The organism is Megasphaera stantonii, assembly GCF_003367905.1.
Classification (GTDB): Bacteria; Bacillota; Negativicutes; order Veillonellales; family Megasphaeraceae; genus Megasphaera; species Megasphaera stantonii.
In genome coordinates, this window is record NZ_CP029462.1 from 2,332,196 (window position 1) to 2,349,655 (window position 17,460).

The window sequence follows — 17,460 nt, forward strand, 5'->3', positions numbered from 1 at the left end:
CAAAAATAGATGAATAAACGAAGTTTGCGTATTCTCGGCTTTTATCAAGTACAAAACATGCTCGTACGCCTCGCGCCGTCGCGCATGTCCAAGGAGATTGCCCGCCGGCTCAAGCCGGTATGTGAGGCAGAGGAAGTAGCCCGGAGCCTGAACGATACGGAAGAAGCCTATCGCTGTCTGCAGAGCGAGGCGTCCGTACCGATGGGGGGCATCGTCGACATCCGTCCGGCCTTGGAAAAGGCCCGGCGCGACGTGACTCTCGAAGGGCAGGACTGTATCGATATTTGGAACAACGTCCGGCGGTACGGCGACATCCGCCAGTATTTTATGGATAAGGGGGAGGAATATCCCCAGCTGGCAGAGAAAGCCGAAGGTATCGGCGATTTTTCCCTTATTTCTCATAAAATGGCCGGCGTGTTCGACCAAAATCACCAGATTCGCGACAACGCGTCGCCGGAGCTCATGCGCCTGCGAAACCGCATCGTCGAGCTGGAACGGCAGACGAAACGGTACGTAACGGGCGTGCTGCAGAATAAAGAATACCAGAAGTATTTCCAGGACGCCCTGGTAACGGTCCGCAACAACCGCTATGTCGTGCCTATCAAGCAGGAATACCGCCATGCCTTTCCGGGCATCGTCCACGATACGTCGGCCAGCGGCTCGACGCTGTACATCGAGCCCTTGGCGATCGTCAACGCCAACAACGACTTGCAGGCTGCCCGCATCGGCGAGACGAAGGAAATCGAGCGTATTTTCCGCCGCCTGACAGCCCTTGTGAGCGGCCAATATGAAGACCTCATGGACAGCACGAAATGCGTCGCCACGCTGGAATTCACCTTTGCCAAGGCGCAGCTGGCCCAGCAGATGAAGGCCTGCCGTCCGGCCGTTTCGCAGAAAGGGATCGTCCGCCTCGTCCAGGCCCGTCATCCACTCATCGACGCGAAGGCCGTCGTCCCTAATACGATCGTTCTTGGCGGCGAGTACCGTATTCTTCTCATTACGGGCTCCAATACGGGCGGTAAGACCGTGTCGATGAAAACGCTGGGGCTGCTGGTCCTCATGCATCAGGCCGGCTTGTTTATCCCTGTCGGCGAAGATTCAGAGCTGCCCATTTTTCGCGACGTCTTTTCTGATATTGGCGACGAACAGGATATTTCCCAGAACCTCAGTACCTTCTCCAGCCATATGAAGCAAATCGTCTACATCCTGCGCCACTGCACGGCTGACGACCTCATTCTGGCTGACGAACTGGGCTCCGGCACGGACCCGGCCGAGGGGAGCGCTATCGCCATCGCCGTACTGGACGCCTTGTATCGAAAAGGGTCCTACGTCATGGTGACGACCCATTACAACGATTTAAAAAACTACGCCTACAATACGCCGGGCATTGAAAACGGCCACGTAGAATTCGATGAAGAAACGCTGCGGCCGACGTATAAGCTGCGCATCGGCGCCGCCGGCAGCAGCCATGCCTTCAGCATCAGCGAACGCCTCGGCATGCCGGCGGAGATACTGGCCAAGGCGAAGGAGCTGCGCAGCAAGGCTCAGGACGTCGACATGGAAGCTATTTTGACCAAGCTCAACAGCCAATCCAAGCGCATGGACGAAGAGCAGGCCGAGCTGGAACAGAAGCTGGCCGACGTGCGCCGCATAGAAGACGAGCTGCGCCGGGAAAAGGAAAAGGTATCGGCCAAGCGGCAGGATATTATCGACTCGAGCCGCCGCGAAGCCTTTGATTTGAAGCGCAATCTCCGCGTCGAAGCGGAACGGATCATCCGCGAGCTCAAGCAGCAGTCCAAGGACAGCTCCGACAAGGAAAAGGCCAAGGCTATCGACCAGGCCCGCCGGGCGATTCAGCAGATTTCCCTGCCTGATAAGGAAAAGCCGCGCCGCGATCCTGTCGACCCGTCGCAGCTTAAAGTAGGCCAAAGTGTATTTATCAATTCCCTGGACGGACTGGGTACGGTCACGGAAATCAACGGCAAGAAGCTGACCGTATCGGTCCGGGGCATGACGGTTCGCGTCAAGCTGCAGGATGTCAGCGCCCCCTATCTGGATGAAATCAAGAGGGAAGAGCAGGCAGAACGCAAGGCCAGCGCTTCGTCTTCCTTCCGGCCTATCCGCACGGCCAGCGTTGCAACGGAGCTCAATATCATCGGCAAGACTTATCAGGAAGCGCTGCCGGACGTGGAAAAATTCCTGGATCAGGCCTTGGCTGCCGGATTCAGCCCTGTACGGATCATCCACGGCAAGGGAAGCGGCGCCCTGCGCCGTCAAATCCACGAGTTTTTAGACAGCCAGCCCTTCGTCAAGAAGTACGCCCTCGACGACGTAGAAGGCGGCGGCGCCGGCGTGACGCTCGTATATTTTTAGTCAGCACATAAGGGGGAATGCTACATGAAACAATGCATGGATGCAGAGAATCTGCACCGCCGGCTGAAGAAGATCATCGGCCAGGTACAGGCTATCGACCGCATGATCGACGAAGATATTCCATGCGAAGATATCCTGTCGCAGATTAATGCGGCGAAATCGGCCCTGCATAAGTGCGGACAGGTTATTTTAGAAGGTCACATCCGCCATTGCGTCCGCGACGGCATTGCCCACGGCGACCCGGACAAGACCATCGAAAAGTTTACGAAAGCCGTCGAACGGTTTGCGAATATTAAATAAAAATGACATGAAAAGCCGCAGCGAAGCCGGCCTTTAACAAGGGCCTTCGCTGCGGCTTTTCTTTATTATTTAAACGATTAACTTAAATTTGATGAGATACATAAAACGATTAACTTAAAAGTTTACTGAAAATTTTCAAAAAAACTGCTTGCCAAAGACTATGAGTTGTGGTACTATGCATACATCAAGTCAAAATAAAAATGCGTTGAAGAGAAATAGTAAGTTCCAGAAAGTTTGCAGAGAGCCGCTGGCTGGTGGGAAGCGGCAACGGAATGGAAGTGAACTCGTCTCGAAGCAGCTCCCTGAACATTGCAGTAGGCGGAGCCGGGGCCTGGCCGTTAACAGACAGGAGGGTATCGACACATTGTCCGTACCTGCTGAGGGCATGCCGTATGGCATGAATTAGAGTGGTAACGCGTGAGTAAATCTTTCGTCTCTGGTGAGATGAAAGATTTTTTTTATTTTGAGTTGTACTATGGAAAGAACAGAGATTTTGAAGGAGATGGTAGTATGACGAACGAAACGAAGATTCCAAACACGCGATGGTGGCGCATTTTGCCGGCGACAGTGCTGGTATATATTGTGGCCAACATCGACCGCGCCAATATTTCCTTTGCCATGGCCGGCGGCATGATGGAAGACTTGGGCTTAGACGCCGTGGCGATCGGCATGGCCATCGGCATTTTCTTCTGGGGCTATTTGCTCCTGCAGGTTCCGGGCGGCCATTTGGCGGAACGGAAGAGCGCCAAGCATTTCATTGCGGCCATGATCGTCATTTGGGGCGGCTGCGCGACGATTTGCGGATTTATCAGCACGTCCTTTGAATTCAACGTCGTGCGCTTTATTTTGGGCATCGCTGAAGGCGGTATTTTTCCGGCGATTTTAGTCATCATTTCTCATTGGTTCCCGCCGGCGGAACGAGCCCGCGCCAATTCGATTTTCTTGCTGAGCTTCCCCTTATCGGCCATTATTTCCGGCCCCATTTCGGGCTGGCTCATCGCGACCTGGGGCTGGCGTGAAATGTTCATCATCGAAGGCGTTGCTTCCATCGCCTTGATTTTCTTGTGGATGCCCCTCATCGCTGACCGTCCGAGCAAGGCGAAATGGCTGAGTGAAGAAGAACGCAACTGGATTGAAAGCGAACTGGCTGCCGAAGCGGCCGCGAAAAAAGCCGCTGCCGCCACGAATAAGAGCGCGACGAAGACGAGCTACAGAGAATTGGTCTTCGATATTAACTTGTGGAAAATGGTTGCCGTATATTTCCTCATTTGCTGCGCCTTCTACGTATTGAGCTTCTGGCTGCCGACGATTATCAAGGATATCCTGAAAGCCGATATCGGCATGGTTGGCTGGCTGTCGGCGCTGCCGAATATCGCTGCCGCCTTGGGCATCGTCTTCTTCGGCCGCATGGCTGATAAGAGCCAGAACCGCCGCAAGTACTGCATCATTCCGTACGTCTGCGTCGGCCTGTGCATCATCGCTTCCGTATTTACGGCGTCCTATTCGGGTTGGCTGTCCTTTGCCTTCCTGTGCCTCTGCGGTTTCTTCTGGCTGTCGGGCCATCCCGTATTGTGGACTATCGTCGCCGAAACCTTCCAGCCCGAAGTGGCCGGCGGTGCCCGCGGAGCCATCAACGCCCTGGGCAATTTGAGCGGCTTCTTCGCTCCCATGCTGCTGGGCTACATGATTCAGAACTACAGCCGCGATGCCGGCATGTACATCTTTGCCGTATTGGTATTCCTGGCTGCCGTCATCGTATGGTCCATGCCTAAAAATGCCGAAACAAAAGCTGCCGTAGAAAAGACGAGAGAACACGTAGCGGCGACGACGAACGCCCACGCGTAAACTTGTTGTCAGAAAACCATAAGAGATAGCGTGAAGGAGAGATTCCGACGCGCTGTCTCTTTTTTATTTTACTTGACTGCCTATACCCCTATATGTATAATGAACACATAAAAGATATACATATAGGGGTATACCTATTTAGGAGGGATATGATATGGTTGAGCGACTCGAATGGTTTTTGGAATTAGGCGGTATGAAAAAGGATATTGTTTTGCTGGTCATATCGGGGATTGCCCTGGTTGTCAGCATTTTTGATCTATGGTCCCTGCCCTTTGAGCCGGCATGGGTGGCTATCGTACTGTGCGGCGTGCCGATTATCTTAGAGGCCTGTATTGGGCTGATTACGAAATTTGACATTAAGGCCGACGTACTCGTATCGATTGCCTTAGTAGCGGCAGTTATCATCGGCGAAGATTTTGCCGCCGGTGAAGTTGCCTTCATCATGCAGCTCGGCGCGCTGCTGGAAGAAATGACCGTCTCCAAAGCCCGGGCTGGAATTGAAAAGCTCGTCCGCTTGACGCCGCAGACGGCCCGGGTGCTGCGCGGCGGCAGGGAAGAACTCATCGAAGCCAGTCATGTACAGGTCGGCGATATCCTGCGCGTGATTCCCGGCGAAACGATTCCCGTCGATGGAGTCATCCTGTCCGGCCAGACGTCAGTGAACCAGGCCGTCATGACCGGCGAATCCCTGCCGGTAGATAAAAAAGCCGGCGATACTGTGGCGAGCGGTACGGTAAACCAATTCGGCGCTTTTACGATGGAAGCGAAGAAGGTCGGCGAAGACAGCTCTATTCAGCGCATGATCCGTCTCGTCCAGTCGGCTGACGCCGGGAAGGCCAAGATCGTCGGCATCGCTGACCGCTGGGCGACATGGATTGTCGTCGCCGCGTTGTCGGCTGCCGCTGCAACCTGGTTTGTTACTGGGGAAATAATCCGTTCCGTTACGATTCTCGTCGTATTTTGTCCCTGCGCCCTCGTATTGGCTACGCCGACGGCTATCATGGCCGGTATCGGCAACGTGACGAAGCACGGGTTCCTCGTCCGCGAAGGCGATGCTCTGGAGCGCCTGGCCGGCGTATCGAAAATTGCCTTTGATAAAACCGGTACCTTGACGTATGGAATGCCGCAGGTGACAGCTGTCTGGGCGTCAGAAACGGCTATTGGCAAAGAACAGCTGTACCGGCTGGCAGCCGCAGCGGAAGCGTCGTCGGAACATCCCTTGGGCAAAGCCGTCGTGCGGGGATTCCAGCAGCTTTACGGCACAGCCTTGCCGAGGGCAGAGCAATTTCACATGATCGTCGGCTCCGGCGTAACGGCCTGCATAGAGGGAAGAGACGTCCGTGCCGGTAATGAATCCATGATGGAAGCGGCTGGTACTGTCCTATCGAAAGAAGCAAAAGATAGGGCCGAGGAATATATTGCCCAAGGCAGTACGGTCATATACGTCGCCGTCGATTCCGCATTTGCCGGCTTTCTGGCATTGACCGATACGGTGCGCAGGGAAAGCGCAGCTATGATGCAGGATTTAACCAGATTAGGCGTACAGCCGGTGCTGCTGACTGGGGACAACGAAAACGCCGCAAAGGCCATCGCGTCCCAGCTAGGGATTCAGGACGTACATGCCCAATGCCTGCCGGAAGACAAGCTCCGTCATATTCGGGATTACCAAAACAGGCAGGAACGCATCTGCATGATTGGCGACGGCATCAACGATGCGCCGTCCCTGAAACAGTCCGATGTGGGCATCGCTATGGGCGGCATTGGCAGCGACATCGCCATCGACGCTGCCGATATCGTCCTCGTAGACGATGAAGTCAAAGAACTGCCCCATTTAGTGGCCTTATCGAAACGGATGATGTTTACGATTAAATGCAACCTGACCTTTTCCATGACCCTGAATTTCATCGCCGTCGCCTTGGCCATGTTCGGTATATTAAATCCCGTCGTCGGCGCCCTGGTGCACAATGCCGGCTCGGTTATAGTCATCGTCAACTCGGCCTTTTTGCTGAAATGGAATTACAACTCATAATAATGCGTGCGTATGCATAAAAGAAGGAGACAGCCGAAGAGGACATGTCTCCTTTATCTTTGCTGCCAAACAGATATGATAAAAGAACTGCGGAAAAGTGCATTAGCTCTTAATTTATCATTTTATTGCCTGGATAAGTGGAAGTATGGCGGGATCGGAATAGTTACGTTCCAAATGCTGTATGAATCGATTCCAGTGGCGGATAATTTTGACTATGTGAAGCTTTTTCTGTAAATAACTGCTAGGTATAGGTCTTCTATGATACAATCTAAATCATAGGAGGCTTAGTATCATGGCAAGAGAAAAGAAACCGGTACATAAGGTCATTATGACCGAAGGAAAACGCAGCATTATTCAACAACTGTTTCAAGAATATGACATTCAATCCGCAGAAGATATTCAGGAAGCACTGAAAGACCTGCTGGGCGGTACCATCAAAGAAATGATGGAAACCGAGATGGACGAACACCTTGGCTATCAGAAATCCCAGCGGTCTGACAGCGAGGATTACCGCAATGGGTATAAGAGAAAGCGGGTCAACAGCCGGTATGGTACCGTAGATATCCAGGTACCGCAGGACCGCAACTCCACGTTCGAACCGCAGGTGGTCCGTAAACGGCAAAAAGATATCTCTTCTATCGACCAGAAAATTATCTCCATGTATGCCAAGGGAATGACGACCCGGCAAATTTCAGAAACGTTAGAGGATATCTATGGATTTGAGGCTTCCGAAGGCTTCATTTCCGATGTAACCGATAAAATCCTGCCTCAAATTGAAGACTGGCAGAAACGCCCGCTGTCGGAAGTGTATCCTGTCCTCTATATTGATGCCATTCATTATTCTGTCCGGGATAACGGAGTGATCCGGAAGCTGGCAGCCTACGTCATTCTGGGAATCAACATAGACGGACAAAAAGAAGTTCTGACGATTCAGGTCGGAGACAATGAGAGCGCAAAATATTGGCTTTCCGTGCTGAATGAATTGAAAAATCGCGGGGTAAAAGATATCCTGATTCTCTGTGCCGATGGCCTGAGCGGGATCAAAGAAGCCATCGCCGCAGCCTATCCTAACACGGAATACCAGCGCTGCATCGTACATCAGGTACGAAACACGCTGAAATATGTAGCAGACAAGGATCGTAAGCCTTTTGCCAATGATTTAAAGACTATTTATCAGGCTCCGTCTGAAGAACAGGCTTTGGAATCTCTGGAAAGGGTAACCAAAACATGGTCTGTAAAATATCCGAATTCCATGAAAAGTTGGAAGCAAAACTGGGATGCCATCTGCCCAATTTTCAAGTTTTCCATGAACGTAAGAAAAGTGATTTACACGACCAATGCCATCGAATCCCTGAATTCCACCTACCGGAAGCTGAACCGTCAGAGAAGCGTATTTCCAAGCGATACAGCGCTTTTAAAAGCCCTGTATCTGGCGACGTTTGAAGCCACCAAAAAATGGACCATGCCAATCCGAAACTGGGGACAGGTGTATGGGGAACTGAGCATAATGTACGAAGGCCGACTCCCAGAGTAACGCATAGCTGGCAAAAGCAGGCGAAAATCCTGTCTGTACTTGACATGTTCAGCATGTGTTGTTATATATAAACCATGAGCTGAAAGTTCTCAAATTCGCTTTCAGCTTACCAAGTATCATAGAAGATCTATGTTTACAGAGATTTTTTCACAGGCTCATAATTTTAGCCTTTGCAATGGAACTAAAATAATATTCTAGTGGAATCAGTGCTGGGCTGCCCATGTCGTTGATGACTCTGAGACGATAATTGGATTCCCCCCTCCATTGGACAAGAATGTTTGTGGGAAAAATATCCATCGTAATGATTTCATTTTCAATTAAGTCTGTTTTTAATTTTTGAAGTTCTTCTATTAACATGGATACATTGGAATTTAATAATGTTGGATCCTGCAAATAGTCTGTTAAAGTTTTGCATTGGCCTCCATTAATATCCTGAATGAACTCATATACATGCCCTGTGCCTAGGTTGGTTTCTATAGGCCCATAATAGGCCGGCAGGATATCATAATTTTTATTTTTGCGTTTCAGGACTTTTAGATACTTAATTTCTCTATCTAAATCCTTTTGTCCCTCGTCACTGTAGGCCATTTTTATGCATAAGCCGGGATCATGGGGATGGCGATAGCATTTTTTGTGATACCCTTTGCCGATAAATAAATCGTCCGTTAACGTGATTATTGTGGTTTCCATAGATATATCTCCTGATTGATCATTAAGTGATAAAAGAGGTATTTGAAACAGCGAAAAAGGGCTGTTGCACATAATCAGAAGTGTAACAGCCCCTTGTCTTTTGCTTATACAGTAATGCGGCTGAATACTTCGCCAATAGGCTCGTTGATGACTAAATCGGCCGACTTATCCATATCCGTCGCTGATTTGTTGATGAGGACCAGCTTATGGCCTCCGTAGTAGCGGACCAGGCCGGCTGCCGGATAGACGACGAGGGATGTGCCGCCGATGATGAGCATGTCGGCATGGCTGATATAGTACAGGGACTGTTCGATGACGTCGTTGTCCAGTCCTTCTTCATACAGGACGACGTCGGGCTTAATGGGGCCGCCGCAGGCATCGCACTTCGGCACGCCCTCGCTGTGGAGCATGTATTCGGCGTCAAAGAATTTATGGCAGCGCTGGCAGAAATTGCGGTGCACGCTGCCGTGCAGTTCGAGGACGTTTTTGCTGCCGGCTTTTTGATGGAGGCCGTCGATGTTCTGCGTGACGATGGCTTTCAGCTTGCCGGCCTGTTCCAATTCGGCCAATTTTATATGGGCGGCGTTGGGCTGGGCGTCCAGGCAAAGCATCTTGTCGCGATAAAACCGGTAAAATTCTTCGGGCTGGCTGACGTAAAAGGAATGGCTCAAGATCGTTTCAGGCGGGTACTTATATTTCTGATTATATAAGCCGTCGACGCTGCGGAAATCGGGAATGCCGCTTTCCGTCGATACGCCGGCGCCACCGAAGAATACGATATTATCCGAATGTTGGACCATATCAATGAACTTGTCTACGTTGGTCATGGAAAACTCCTCCTTTTATATATCCTGTATATCAAATGTTTGTCGCAGCAGCCGAATGCCGCTTTCTGTACGGAAAACCTTGCGGCAGAACGTGCGGATCGCATCTTTGGGCAGGTTGTCTTCGTAGGCGTTGACGAGGAAGTCTGCTTCCAGCAGGATTTGATAATCCATGCCGTCTACGCCGTCGTACGTATGGTGATGGGCGATGAGGTAGCAGACGCGGTCGATGCGCCCTTCATCGCAGCCTAAAGACGAGAGGATGCGCCGCGCCGGCGCCGGTCCTTCGAGCTCCTGGTATTTGCCGCTGGAGCTGCCGTACTTTTCTTCGGCGGCGTGGATGCCGATGTCGTGGAGGATTGCCGCCGCAGCGAGGGTTTCCTGCATGTCGTCAGGGAGGCCTTCCAAGCGGCCGATCGTGTCGGCATAGGCATAGACCTTGAGGAAATGGTGGATGCGCCGGGCGTCGCCTCGGTCGAAGGCAATGGCTTGCGCAATGAGATTTGGCAGTAAGGACATATATAATCACCTTTCTTTCTTTTTTTATTATACTACAGGGCTGAAGTAAAGAAAATAAATGGAACCGCACTTTGGAAACTATAAATTACGAAGGCGGTCATAAACTTACAAGTTTTCAGCCTCTTGTCCGCTTGTATAGGATATGCAATATGCAATGAAAAAGCATAATACATATCAATTTGATATAGGCTATTCTTGTATAATTATTGACAACTACCGTAAAACGTATTACGCTTTTTGTATAGTGAAAAAAGATTTTATTATTTGATTACTCAGGCTCTACTGTCCTATCGTCTGCACTCCCGGGATAGACAAGATGTGCCGAGATGTCAAAGGGAAAGGAAGTGCGAGACGCAGTATGGATTTATTATTAGCATTAGATGATTTTATGTACTATCCCGTGTTAATCGTTGTTCTCAGCGTAGCCGGCCTGATTTTCTCGGCCAAGACGGGACTCGTTCAGATTCGCATGTTCGGCGAAAGCGTTCGCGTCGTCATGGAAGCGCCTGTGGAAAAGGGAGCTATTTCCTCCTTTCAGGCTCTCATGATTTCTACGGCTTCCCGCGTCGGTACGGGCAACATCATCGGCGTATCGACGGCCGTCTGCCTGGGCGGTCCGGGCTCGGTATTCTGGATGTGGCTGCTGGCCTTTATTGGCGGCGCCAGTGCATTTATCGAAAGTACTCTGGCTCAGGTATACAAACGGCGCGACAGCCAGGGCGGCAGCTACGGCGGCCCGGCGTACTATATCGAAACGGCTATGCATAACCGCACCTTAGGCGTCATCTTCGCCGTCTTTTTGATTTTGACCTATGCCGGCGGCTTTAATATGCTGGCTTCGTACAACCTCCAGTCTACCTTTGCCGTATACGGCTTTTATGATCAGACGTCGACGCCGTGGATTCTCGGCGCCATTATCGCCCTCCTCGTCGGCTACTGCGTCATGGGCGGCGGCAAGCGCATCGTCAAGGTGACGTCGGTCATGGTTCCTGTCATGGGCGCGATTTATATTTTAGCGGCCCTGTTTGTCGTATTGTTCCACATCGGTGAAATTCCCAATGTGTTGGCTATGATTTTTGCCGACGCTTTTGACTTTGAAGCAATCTTTGGCGGCGTTGCCGGTTCGTGCATGATTTACGGCATCAAACGCGGCCTGTTTTCCAATGAAGCCGGTATCGGCTCGGCTCCGAACGCCGCTGCGTCGGCTCACGTCAGCCATCCCGTAAAGCAGGGCTTGGTACAGATGCTGTCCGTCTTCATCGACACGATGCTCGTCTGCAGCGCGACGGCTTTCCTCGGCCTGTGCTCCGGCGTGCCCATTACGGAAGAAGCGGCCGGTGCCGTATACATTCAGCAGGCTGCCACGGCGGCGTACGGCAGTTTCGGCCCGATGCTGATTACCTTCAGCATGGTATTGTTTGCTTTTACGACGCTCATCGGCAATCTGTTCTACGTCGATAACTGCATCAACTTCATTCACCGCGGCGAACCGACTAAGCAGTTCATGACGGCCTTCCGCGCCGTCTGCGTCGTCGCCATCTTCGTTGGCGCCGGCATGTCCATGGCCGCCGTATGGGCTATTGCCGATATTCTCATGGGTTTCATGTGCCTCATCAACATTCCGGCCTGCCTTATTTTGGGCAACGTCGCCGTCAAAGCCCTGAAGGATTACCAGCGTCAGCGCGCCGAAGGCAAGAATCCGGTCTTCAAAGCCGAATCCATCGGCCTCAACCTGTCGGAAGTTGAATTCTGGAAATAATTATAATTAAGGATATAATTGACATCTCCCTCGATTTTGCTATACTAAGACTTGAGATTGAGGGGGAGCGCCCTGAGTCTTTTTCAATACATAGCGAGGGAACCCGTGTTTCGGGGTGAGAGGGTACTAGGGAGTACCGACCGCTGCCTTGGCGTCTGCAGGCGGGAGCCGTGTATTTAAGCTGCAATCATAAAAACTTCGCTCCTCGTGTTGCCGCAGATATGCCGGGAATACAACAAAGGGAGTGAAGTTTTTTTATGGAAAAAGATAAAAAGGTGCTGCGGCTGGTGCTGCTGGCTATGCTGATTGGTCTGGGCGTCGTCATTTCGCCGATTCTGCGTATTGAAGGCATGTGCCCCATGGCGCATTTGATCAATATTGTCTGCGCCGTTCTCATGGGGCCCTGGTATGCCCTGCTGTGCGCGACTCTCATCGGTATTATCCGCATGACGATCATGGGAATTCCGCCGCTGGCGCTGACCGGCGCCGTCTTTGGCGCCGTCCTGTCGGGCTTGCTGTACCGGGCGTCGAAGGGCAAGATTATCGGCGCCGTCATCGGTGAAATCATCGGCACGGGCATTATCGGCGCTGTCGTGTCTTACCCGGTTATGGAAATCTTCTACGGCCGTACGGGCCTGTCGTGGATGTATTACGTGCCTATGTTCATCAGCGGGACCCTCATCGGCGGCTCCATTGCCTTCTGCCTGCTCATGGCCTTGTCCCGCAGCGGCACGCTCCGCGAATTCCAGCAGAAATTAGGTATTCAGGTATATGAAAATGGAAAACGAAAATAATCTGTATGAGTCCTTTGCGTCTATCCTTCGCCATGTTGAAGAGACGAAGCCGCTCATTCACTGCATTACCCATCCCATTACGATGAACGACTGCGCCAATTTGGTGCTGGCCGTCGGGGCCAGTCCCAACATGGCGTCTCACCCGGAGGAAGCGGCGGAATTCGTGTCGCTGGCTTCCGTACTGGCCGTGAACTTGGGAAATATTGCCGACGACCGCATGGAAGGCATGCAGCGGGCAGCAGCGCGGGCCAACGAGCTGGGCATACCCATCCTCATCGACGCCGTGGGCGTATCGTGCAGTACCCTGCGCCGCCGTTTTGCCCATGACTTTATCGAGGCCTATCATCCGGCAGTCATCAAGGGCAACAGCTCGGAAATCCGCGCCCTCTGCGGGTTAGATTCCCATGGCTCGGGCGTCGACGCCGGCGCGGCCGACGCCGTGACGGCCGATACCTTTGCCGCGGCGGCTGGGGAATTCGGCGCCTATGCGGCGGCTCATCGGGCTGTCGTGCTGGCCAGCGGTCCTGTCGACGTCGTGACCGATGGAGTGCGGGCTTGCGGCATTGCCAACGGCACGCCGGTCCTGGCGAAGCTGACCGGCACGGGCTGCATGCTCGGCGTACTGACGGCTGTGTATATGTCAGCTCATAAGCCGTGGCACGCGGCGGTACTGGCGGCGGCGGCCATGGGCATCGCCGGCGAGCAGGCCGCGCAGGAAGCCAAGGGCATGGGCAGCTTCCATGTGGGCCTGTTCGACGCCATATCGAATGTGACGCTGGCTGACATATGGAAAGAAAAACGATTTCTTTTAATACAATAATATGTGTACATAAAAGGCGTTCTCTCGGCAGAACGCTTTTTTACGTATACAGAAGGTTATTTGATTTTGACAAACATACATCTGTTTTATACAATGCGGATATAGACTAGTGCATACGAGGTGAGACTATGGAAATCTGCAAAACCGTTTGTCCTTATGATTGTCCCGATGCCTGCGGGCTGTTGGCTTACAGAGATAAGGGAGTCGTCGTCAAGGTGGCCGGCAATCCTGAACATCCCTTTACCCGGGGGATGCTGTGCCCGAAAATGGCTCATTACGAGCGGACGGTGTATTCGCCAAGGCGGCTGCTGACGCCGCTGCGCCGGACCGGCCCAAAGGGCTCCGGCCAATTTGAGCCGGTGTCCTGGGACGAGGCGCTGCAAGATATTGCCGAAAGGTGGCGGTACATACTAGATGCATACGGCGGTGAAGCCATATTGCCTTATTCTTTCTCCGGCACGATGGGCATGGTTCAGCACAATGCATACCACGGCTTATTTTATCGGCTCGGCGCGTCTGAGCTGGAACGGACGATTTGCTCGGCCGCTAAGAACTACGGATGGAACTGCGTCATGGGACGTACGCTGCGCATGAGGCCTCAGGAAGCGCAGCACAGCGATTTCATCATCCTCTGGGGCATCAGCATGTTGTCGACGAACCTCCATTTTCTCAAAGATGTGCGGGAAGCGAAGAAGCGGGGCGCTCAAGTCTGGTGCATTGATACGTATGCTACCGAGACGGCGCGGCGGGCCGACCGGCTTATCCAGACCCGGCCGGGCAGCGACGGGGCCTTGGCCTTGGGCGTCCTGCATTGTCTCCGGCGGGATGGCCTGTGCGACGAGGCCTTTATCCATGCATACGTGCAGGGCTGGACGGAGCTGCAGAAGGACGTGCTGCCGAAGTATACGCCGGCCTATGTGCAGGAGGTCACAGGTGTTCCGGCAGCTGTCGTGGAAGAATTAGCCGCGGCTTATGGCCGGGCGAGGGCTCCCTTTATCCGCCTCGGCACGGGATTGTCGCGCTATACGAACGGAGCCATGACCGTGCGGCTCATCGCTTGTCTGCCTGCCGCCGTCGGCGCATGGCAGCATACTGGCGGCGGCCTGATGATGTCGACGTCGTGCAGTACGGCCTTCGACCAGTCCGTCGTGACAAAGGACGAGTGGAAAAAGCCGGTACGGCGCGTTAATATGTGCGAAATCGGCTCGGCTCTGCTGCAGACAGAGGAGCCTATACGCAGCCTTTTTGTCTATTCATCCAATCCGGCCTGCACGGCTCCTGACCAAAATCAAGTCATCGCCGGCCTGTCACGGGAAGATTTGTTTACCGTCGTCCACGAGCGGTTCATGACCGATACGGCCCGTTATGCCGATATCATCTTGCCGGCAACGACTTCGCTGGAGCATGACGACCTCTATTATTCGTACGGCAGCTACGTCGTCGGACGAGGAAAGGCCGTCATCGAGCCCTTAGGGCAATGCCGGTCTAACTGGCGCGTCGCCTGCGATTTGGCGAAAGCGATGGGAATAGACGATCCGTTTTTCCATCAAAGCGAAGACGATCTCGTCGAGGCGCTTATCGATTCGACGAGTTCCTGGCCCGTTCCCGTCGACGGGGAAGCCCTGCGCCGCGGCGACCCCGTCGAGCTGGGACTGCCGAAGCAGTACAAGCTGACCTTCGGCACGCCGTCGGGGAAAATCGAAATCAGAAATGGCAGGGAAACGCCGGCCGTGCCTGACTATTTCCCTGCCTGCGAGGAAGACGGAGATTATTATTTCACCAACGGAACGGACCCGCGCGTATTGGATTCGTCCTTTAACGAACGGGACGAATTGACCCGTTCCCGTACGATGGTATTATTCATGCATCCCGACGACGCGGCCCGGCAGGGATTCAGCGATGGCGAGAAGGTCGTCGCCTGGAATACGCGAGGCGAAGCCCTATTTACCCTGCAGATAACGGACCGGACGGCACCGGGCCAGGTCGTGTCGGAAGGCCTGTGGTGGATCGAGCGCTGCCCAGGCGACCGGTCGGTCAACGCCCTGACGTCGCAGCGACTGAGCGATAAGGGACGAGGCAGTACCTTTTATAATGTCCGGGTCAATGTGAGAAAGGCGGAGCAGGTAGTCCCATCATTGGGACAGCATAAAACTGCCGATAAAATCACATCTGACAAGTAAAACTACTTGACAGGCATCTCCTTTTTATGTATACTATCACAGTACGCTGAATGCGGAGGCGGTGACAACATGCTGGAAGATGTAGTGCGCAAGGGACGGCTCCTTGATATATACGGGCCTCTTTTGACGGAGCGGCAGCGGCGCTGTATGGAAATGTATTTTGAAATGGACTTGTCGCTGACAGAAATCGGCGAAGAGCTGAACATTTCCAGACAAGGCGCGTACGACATGCTGCGCCGGGCATCGCGTTCGCTGGAAGAATATGAAGAACGGCTTCACCTGCTGGCCCGGAACGACGCGGCCCGGGAAAAGCTGGAACAGGCCGCAGCCTTGCTGGAGCAGGGGACGGCCGAGCAGATTGAACAAGCTGCGCATATATTGAAAGAAATCGAGCTATAAAGGAGGCTTTTTATGCCATTCGAAAGTTTGTCAGAACGGTTTCAAGCGGCCTTCAAAAAGCTTCGCGGCAAGGGCAAGCTGTCGGAGGAAGACGTAAGCGAAGCGCTGAAAGAGATGCGCCGCGCATTGCTGGAAGCCGACGTTAACTTTGCCGTTACGAAAGATTTTATCAAGCGCGTACGGGAAAAAGCCGTAGGCGAAGAAGTATTCGGCAGTTTGAATGCTTCCCAAACCGTTATTAAAATTGTCCGCGACGAACTGACAGAGCTCCTCGGCGGGACGCAGAGCCGCATCGCCATCGCGTCCAAGCCGCCGACGATCGTCATGCTCGTAGGCCTGCAGGGCGCCGGTAAGACGACGACGGCAGGCAAGCTGGCCCGGCTGCTGAAAAAGCAGGGAAAAAGCCCGTTGCTGGTCGCCGGCGACGTATACCGCCCGGCTGCGATTACGCAGCTCCAGGTATTGGGACAGGAGCTGGACGTGCCTGTCTATACGGAAGAAGGATGCCAGGATCCGGTCAAGATTGCCAAGGACGCCATTCCTTACGCTTTGAGCCATCTCCGCGATATCGTCATCATCGATACGGCCGGCCGCCTGCACATCAACGAAGTCCTCATGGACGAGCTGGTCAACATCAAGGGAGAGGTTCATCCCCATGAAATCCTCCTCGTCGTAGACGCTATGACCGGCCAGGACGCCGTAACAGCGGCCTCGGCCTTCGACAACGCCCTCGGCATTGACGGCATGATCATGACCAAGCTCGACGGCGACGCCCGTGGCGGCGCTGCCTTGTCCATCAAAGCCGTAACGGGCAAGCCGATCAAGTACATCGGCGTCAGCGAAAAGCTCGACGGCTTGGAAGAGTTCCATCCGAACCGCTACGCGTCGCGAATCCTCGATTTGGGCGACGTAGAAACGATTATCGAACGGGCTCAGGCCGCCTTCGACGAAGAATCCATGGCCAACATGAAAAAGACCATGAAGAGCGGCAGCTTTACCTTTGACGATTTCTTCAGCCAACTGCAGATGATCAAGAAAATGGGAAATATGGGCAGCCTCATGAGCCTCATCCCCGGCATTGGCAAATATAAAAAAGAACTCGACAAAATCGACATGGACGGCAAGGAGTTCAAGCGCATTGAAGCGATTATCACGTCCATGACCGCCCAGGAACGGGCGAGTACGAACCCGAAAATGCTCATCAAGGACAGCCGCAAGCGGCGCATCGCCAAGGGCAGCGGCACCCGCGTCCAGGACGTAAACCGCCTTCTCAAGCAGTTTACGGAGATGCAGAAAATGATGAAGCAGGCTAAGAAAGCACAGCAGGGGAAACGGCGCGGCTTCCTGCCCCGCCTGCCCTTTTAAATAGCTGATTCCCCCAAAAGGGATACCAT

General features: G+C 53.2%; 14 protein-coding genes and 1 other annotated feature. Of the genes, 11 read left to right on the forward strand and 3 right to left on the reverse strand.

Annotated elements, in window-relative coordinates:
* The first annotated feature begins 9 nt into the window (after positions 1–9).
* The 5 genes from DKB62_RS11065 (at position 10) to DKB62_RS11085 (ending at position 8,081) form a co-directional block, all read left to right on the forward strand.
* Positions 10–2,373 carry an endonuclease MutS2 gene (locus DKB62_RS11065; protein ID WP_107196513.1) on the forward strand — a complete coding sequence of 788 codons (2,364 nt, stop codon included), beginning with the start codon at positions 10–12 and terminating at the stop codon, positions 2,371–2,373.
* Between the two features lie 24 nt (positions 2,374–2,397).
* Positions 2,398–2,673, forward strand: coding sequence for a metal-sensing transcriptional repressor (locus DKB62_RS11070; RefSeq protein ID WP_087478275.1), 276 nt, complete (start codon positions 2,398–2,400; stop codon positions 2,671–2,673).
* A 196-nt stretch (positions 2,674–2,869) separates the two neighbouring features.
* Positions 2,870–3,114, forward strand: a binding site (T-box leader).
* A gap of 69 nt (positions 3,115–3,183) precedes the next feature.
* A complete protein-coding gene (locus DKB62_RS11075; RefSeq protein ID WP_087478277.1) occupies positions 3,184–4,518 on the forward strand; it encodes an MFS transporter in 1,335 nt (444 codons plus the stop codon).
* Between the two features lie 154 nt (positions 4,519–4,672).
* Positions 4,673–6,547, forward strand: coding sequence for a heavy metal translocating P-type ATPase (locus tag DKB62_RS11080; RefSeq protein WP_107196515.1), 1,875 nt, complete (start codon positions 4,673–4,675; stop codon positions 6,545–6,547).
* A gap of 292 nt (positions 6,548–6,839) precedes the next feature.
* On the forward strand, positions 6,840–8,081 hold the full coding sequence (locus DKB62_RS11085; RefSeq protein ID WP_107196844.1) for an IS256 family transposase: 1,242 nt from the start codon (positions 6,840–6,842) through the stop codon (positions 8,079–8,081).
* A gap of 147 nt (positions 8,082–8,228) precedes the next feature.
* Here DKB62_RS11085 and DKB62_RS11090 read toward each other — a convergent pair whose 3' ends face one another.
* The 3 genes from DKB62_RS11090 to DKB62_RS11100 all read right to left on the reverse strand — a co-directional run bounded on the left by DKB62_RS11090 (position 8,229) and on the right by DKB62_RS11100 (position 10,114).
* Positions 8,229–8,771 carry a YrbL family protein gene (locus tag DKB62_RS11090; protein ID WP_157949750.1) on the reverse strand — a complete coding sequence of 181 codons (543 nt, stop codon included), beginning with the start codon at positions 8,769–8,771 and terminating at the stop codon, positions 8,229–8,231.
* A 104-nt stretch (positions 8,772–8,875) separates the two neighbouring features.
* Positions 8,876–9,598, reverse strand: coding sequence for an NAD-dependent protein deacylase (locus DKB62_RS11095; protein ID WP_095629445.1), 723 nt, complete (start codon positions 9,596–9,598; stop codon positions 8,876–8,878).
* A gap of 15 nt (positions 9,599–9,613) precedes the next feature.
* The gene (locus DKB62_RS11100; RefSeq protein ID WP_107196753.1) at positions 9,614–10,114 is read right to left on the reverse strand and encodes an HD domain-containing protein; all 501 of its coding nucleotides are present in this window, start codon (positions 10,112–10,114) and stop codon (positions 9,614–9,616) included.
* Positions 10,115–10,472: 358 nt separating this feature from the next.
* Here DKB62_RS11100 and DKB62_RS11105 point away from each other — a divergent pair, with 358 nt between their 5' ends.
* From DKB62_RS11105 to ffh, 6 genes are all read left to right on the forward strand, one after another.
* Positions 10,473–11,873: an alanine/glycine:cation symporter family protein gene (locus DKB62_RS11105; RefSeq protein ID WP_107196754.1), complete on the forward strand. Its 1,401-nt coding sequence runs from the start codon at positions 10,473–10,475 to the stop codon at positions 11,871–11,873.
* A 257-nt stretch (positions 11,874–12,130) separates the two neighbouring features.
* Positions 12,131–12,667 (forward strand): energy coupling factor transporter S component ThiW, encoded by a 537-nt coding sequence (gene thiW / locus DKB62_RS11110; RefSeq protein ID WP_095629448.1) that lies wholly within the window; start codon positions 12,131–12,133, stop codon positions 12,665–12,667.
* Complete coding sequence (gene thiM / locus DKB62_RS11115) at positions 12,645–13,487, forward strand: hydroxyethylthiazole kinase (RefSeq protein WP_107196755.1); 843 nt, start codon at positions 12,645–12,647, stop codon at positions 13,485–13,487. The genes thiW and thiM overlap by 23 nt, the downstream gene beginning before the upstream one ends.
* Before the next feature lie 128 nt (positions 13,488–13,615).
* Positions 13,616–15,667, forward strand: a complete 2,052-nt coding sequence (locus DKB62_RS11120) for a molybdopterin-dependent oxidoreductase (protein ID WP_107196756.1) — start codon at positions 13,616–13,618, stop codon at positions 15,665–15,667.
* Positions 15,668–15,736: 69 nt separating this feature from the next.
* A complete protein-coding gene (gene ylxM / locus DKB62_RS11125) occupies positions 15,737–16,066 on the forward strand; it encodes a YlxM family DNA-binding protein (protein ID WP_095629450.1) in 330 nt (109 codons plus the stop codon).
* Positions 16,067–16,078: 12 nt separating this feature from the next.
* Positions 16,079–17,431, forward strand: a complete 1,353-nt coding sequence (gene ffh / locus DKB62_RS11130) for a signal recognition particle protein (protein WP_107196757.1) — start codon at positions 16,079–16,081, stop codon at positions 17,429–17,431.
* Positions 17,432–17,460: the final 29 nt, after the last annotated feature.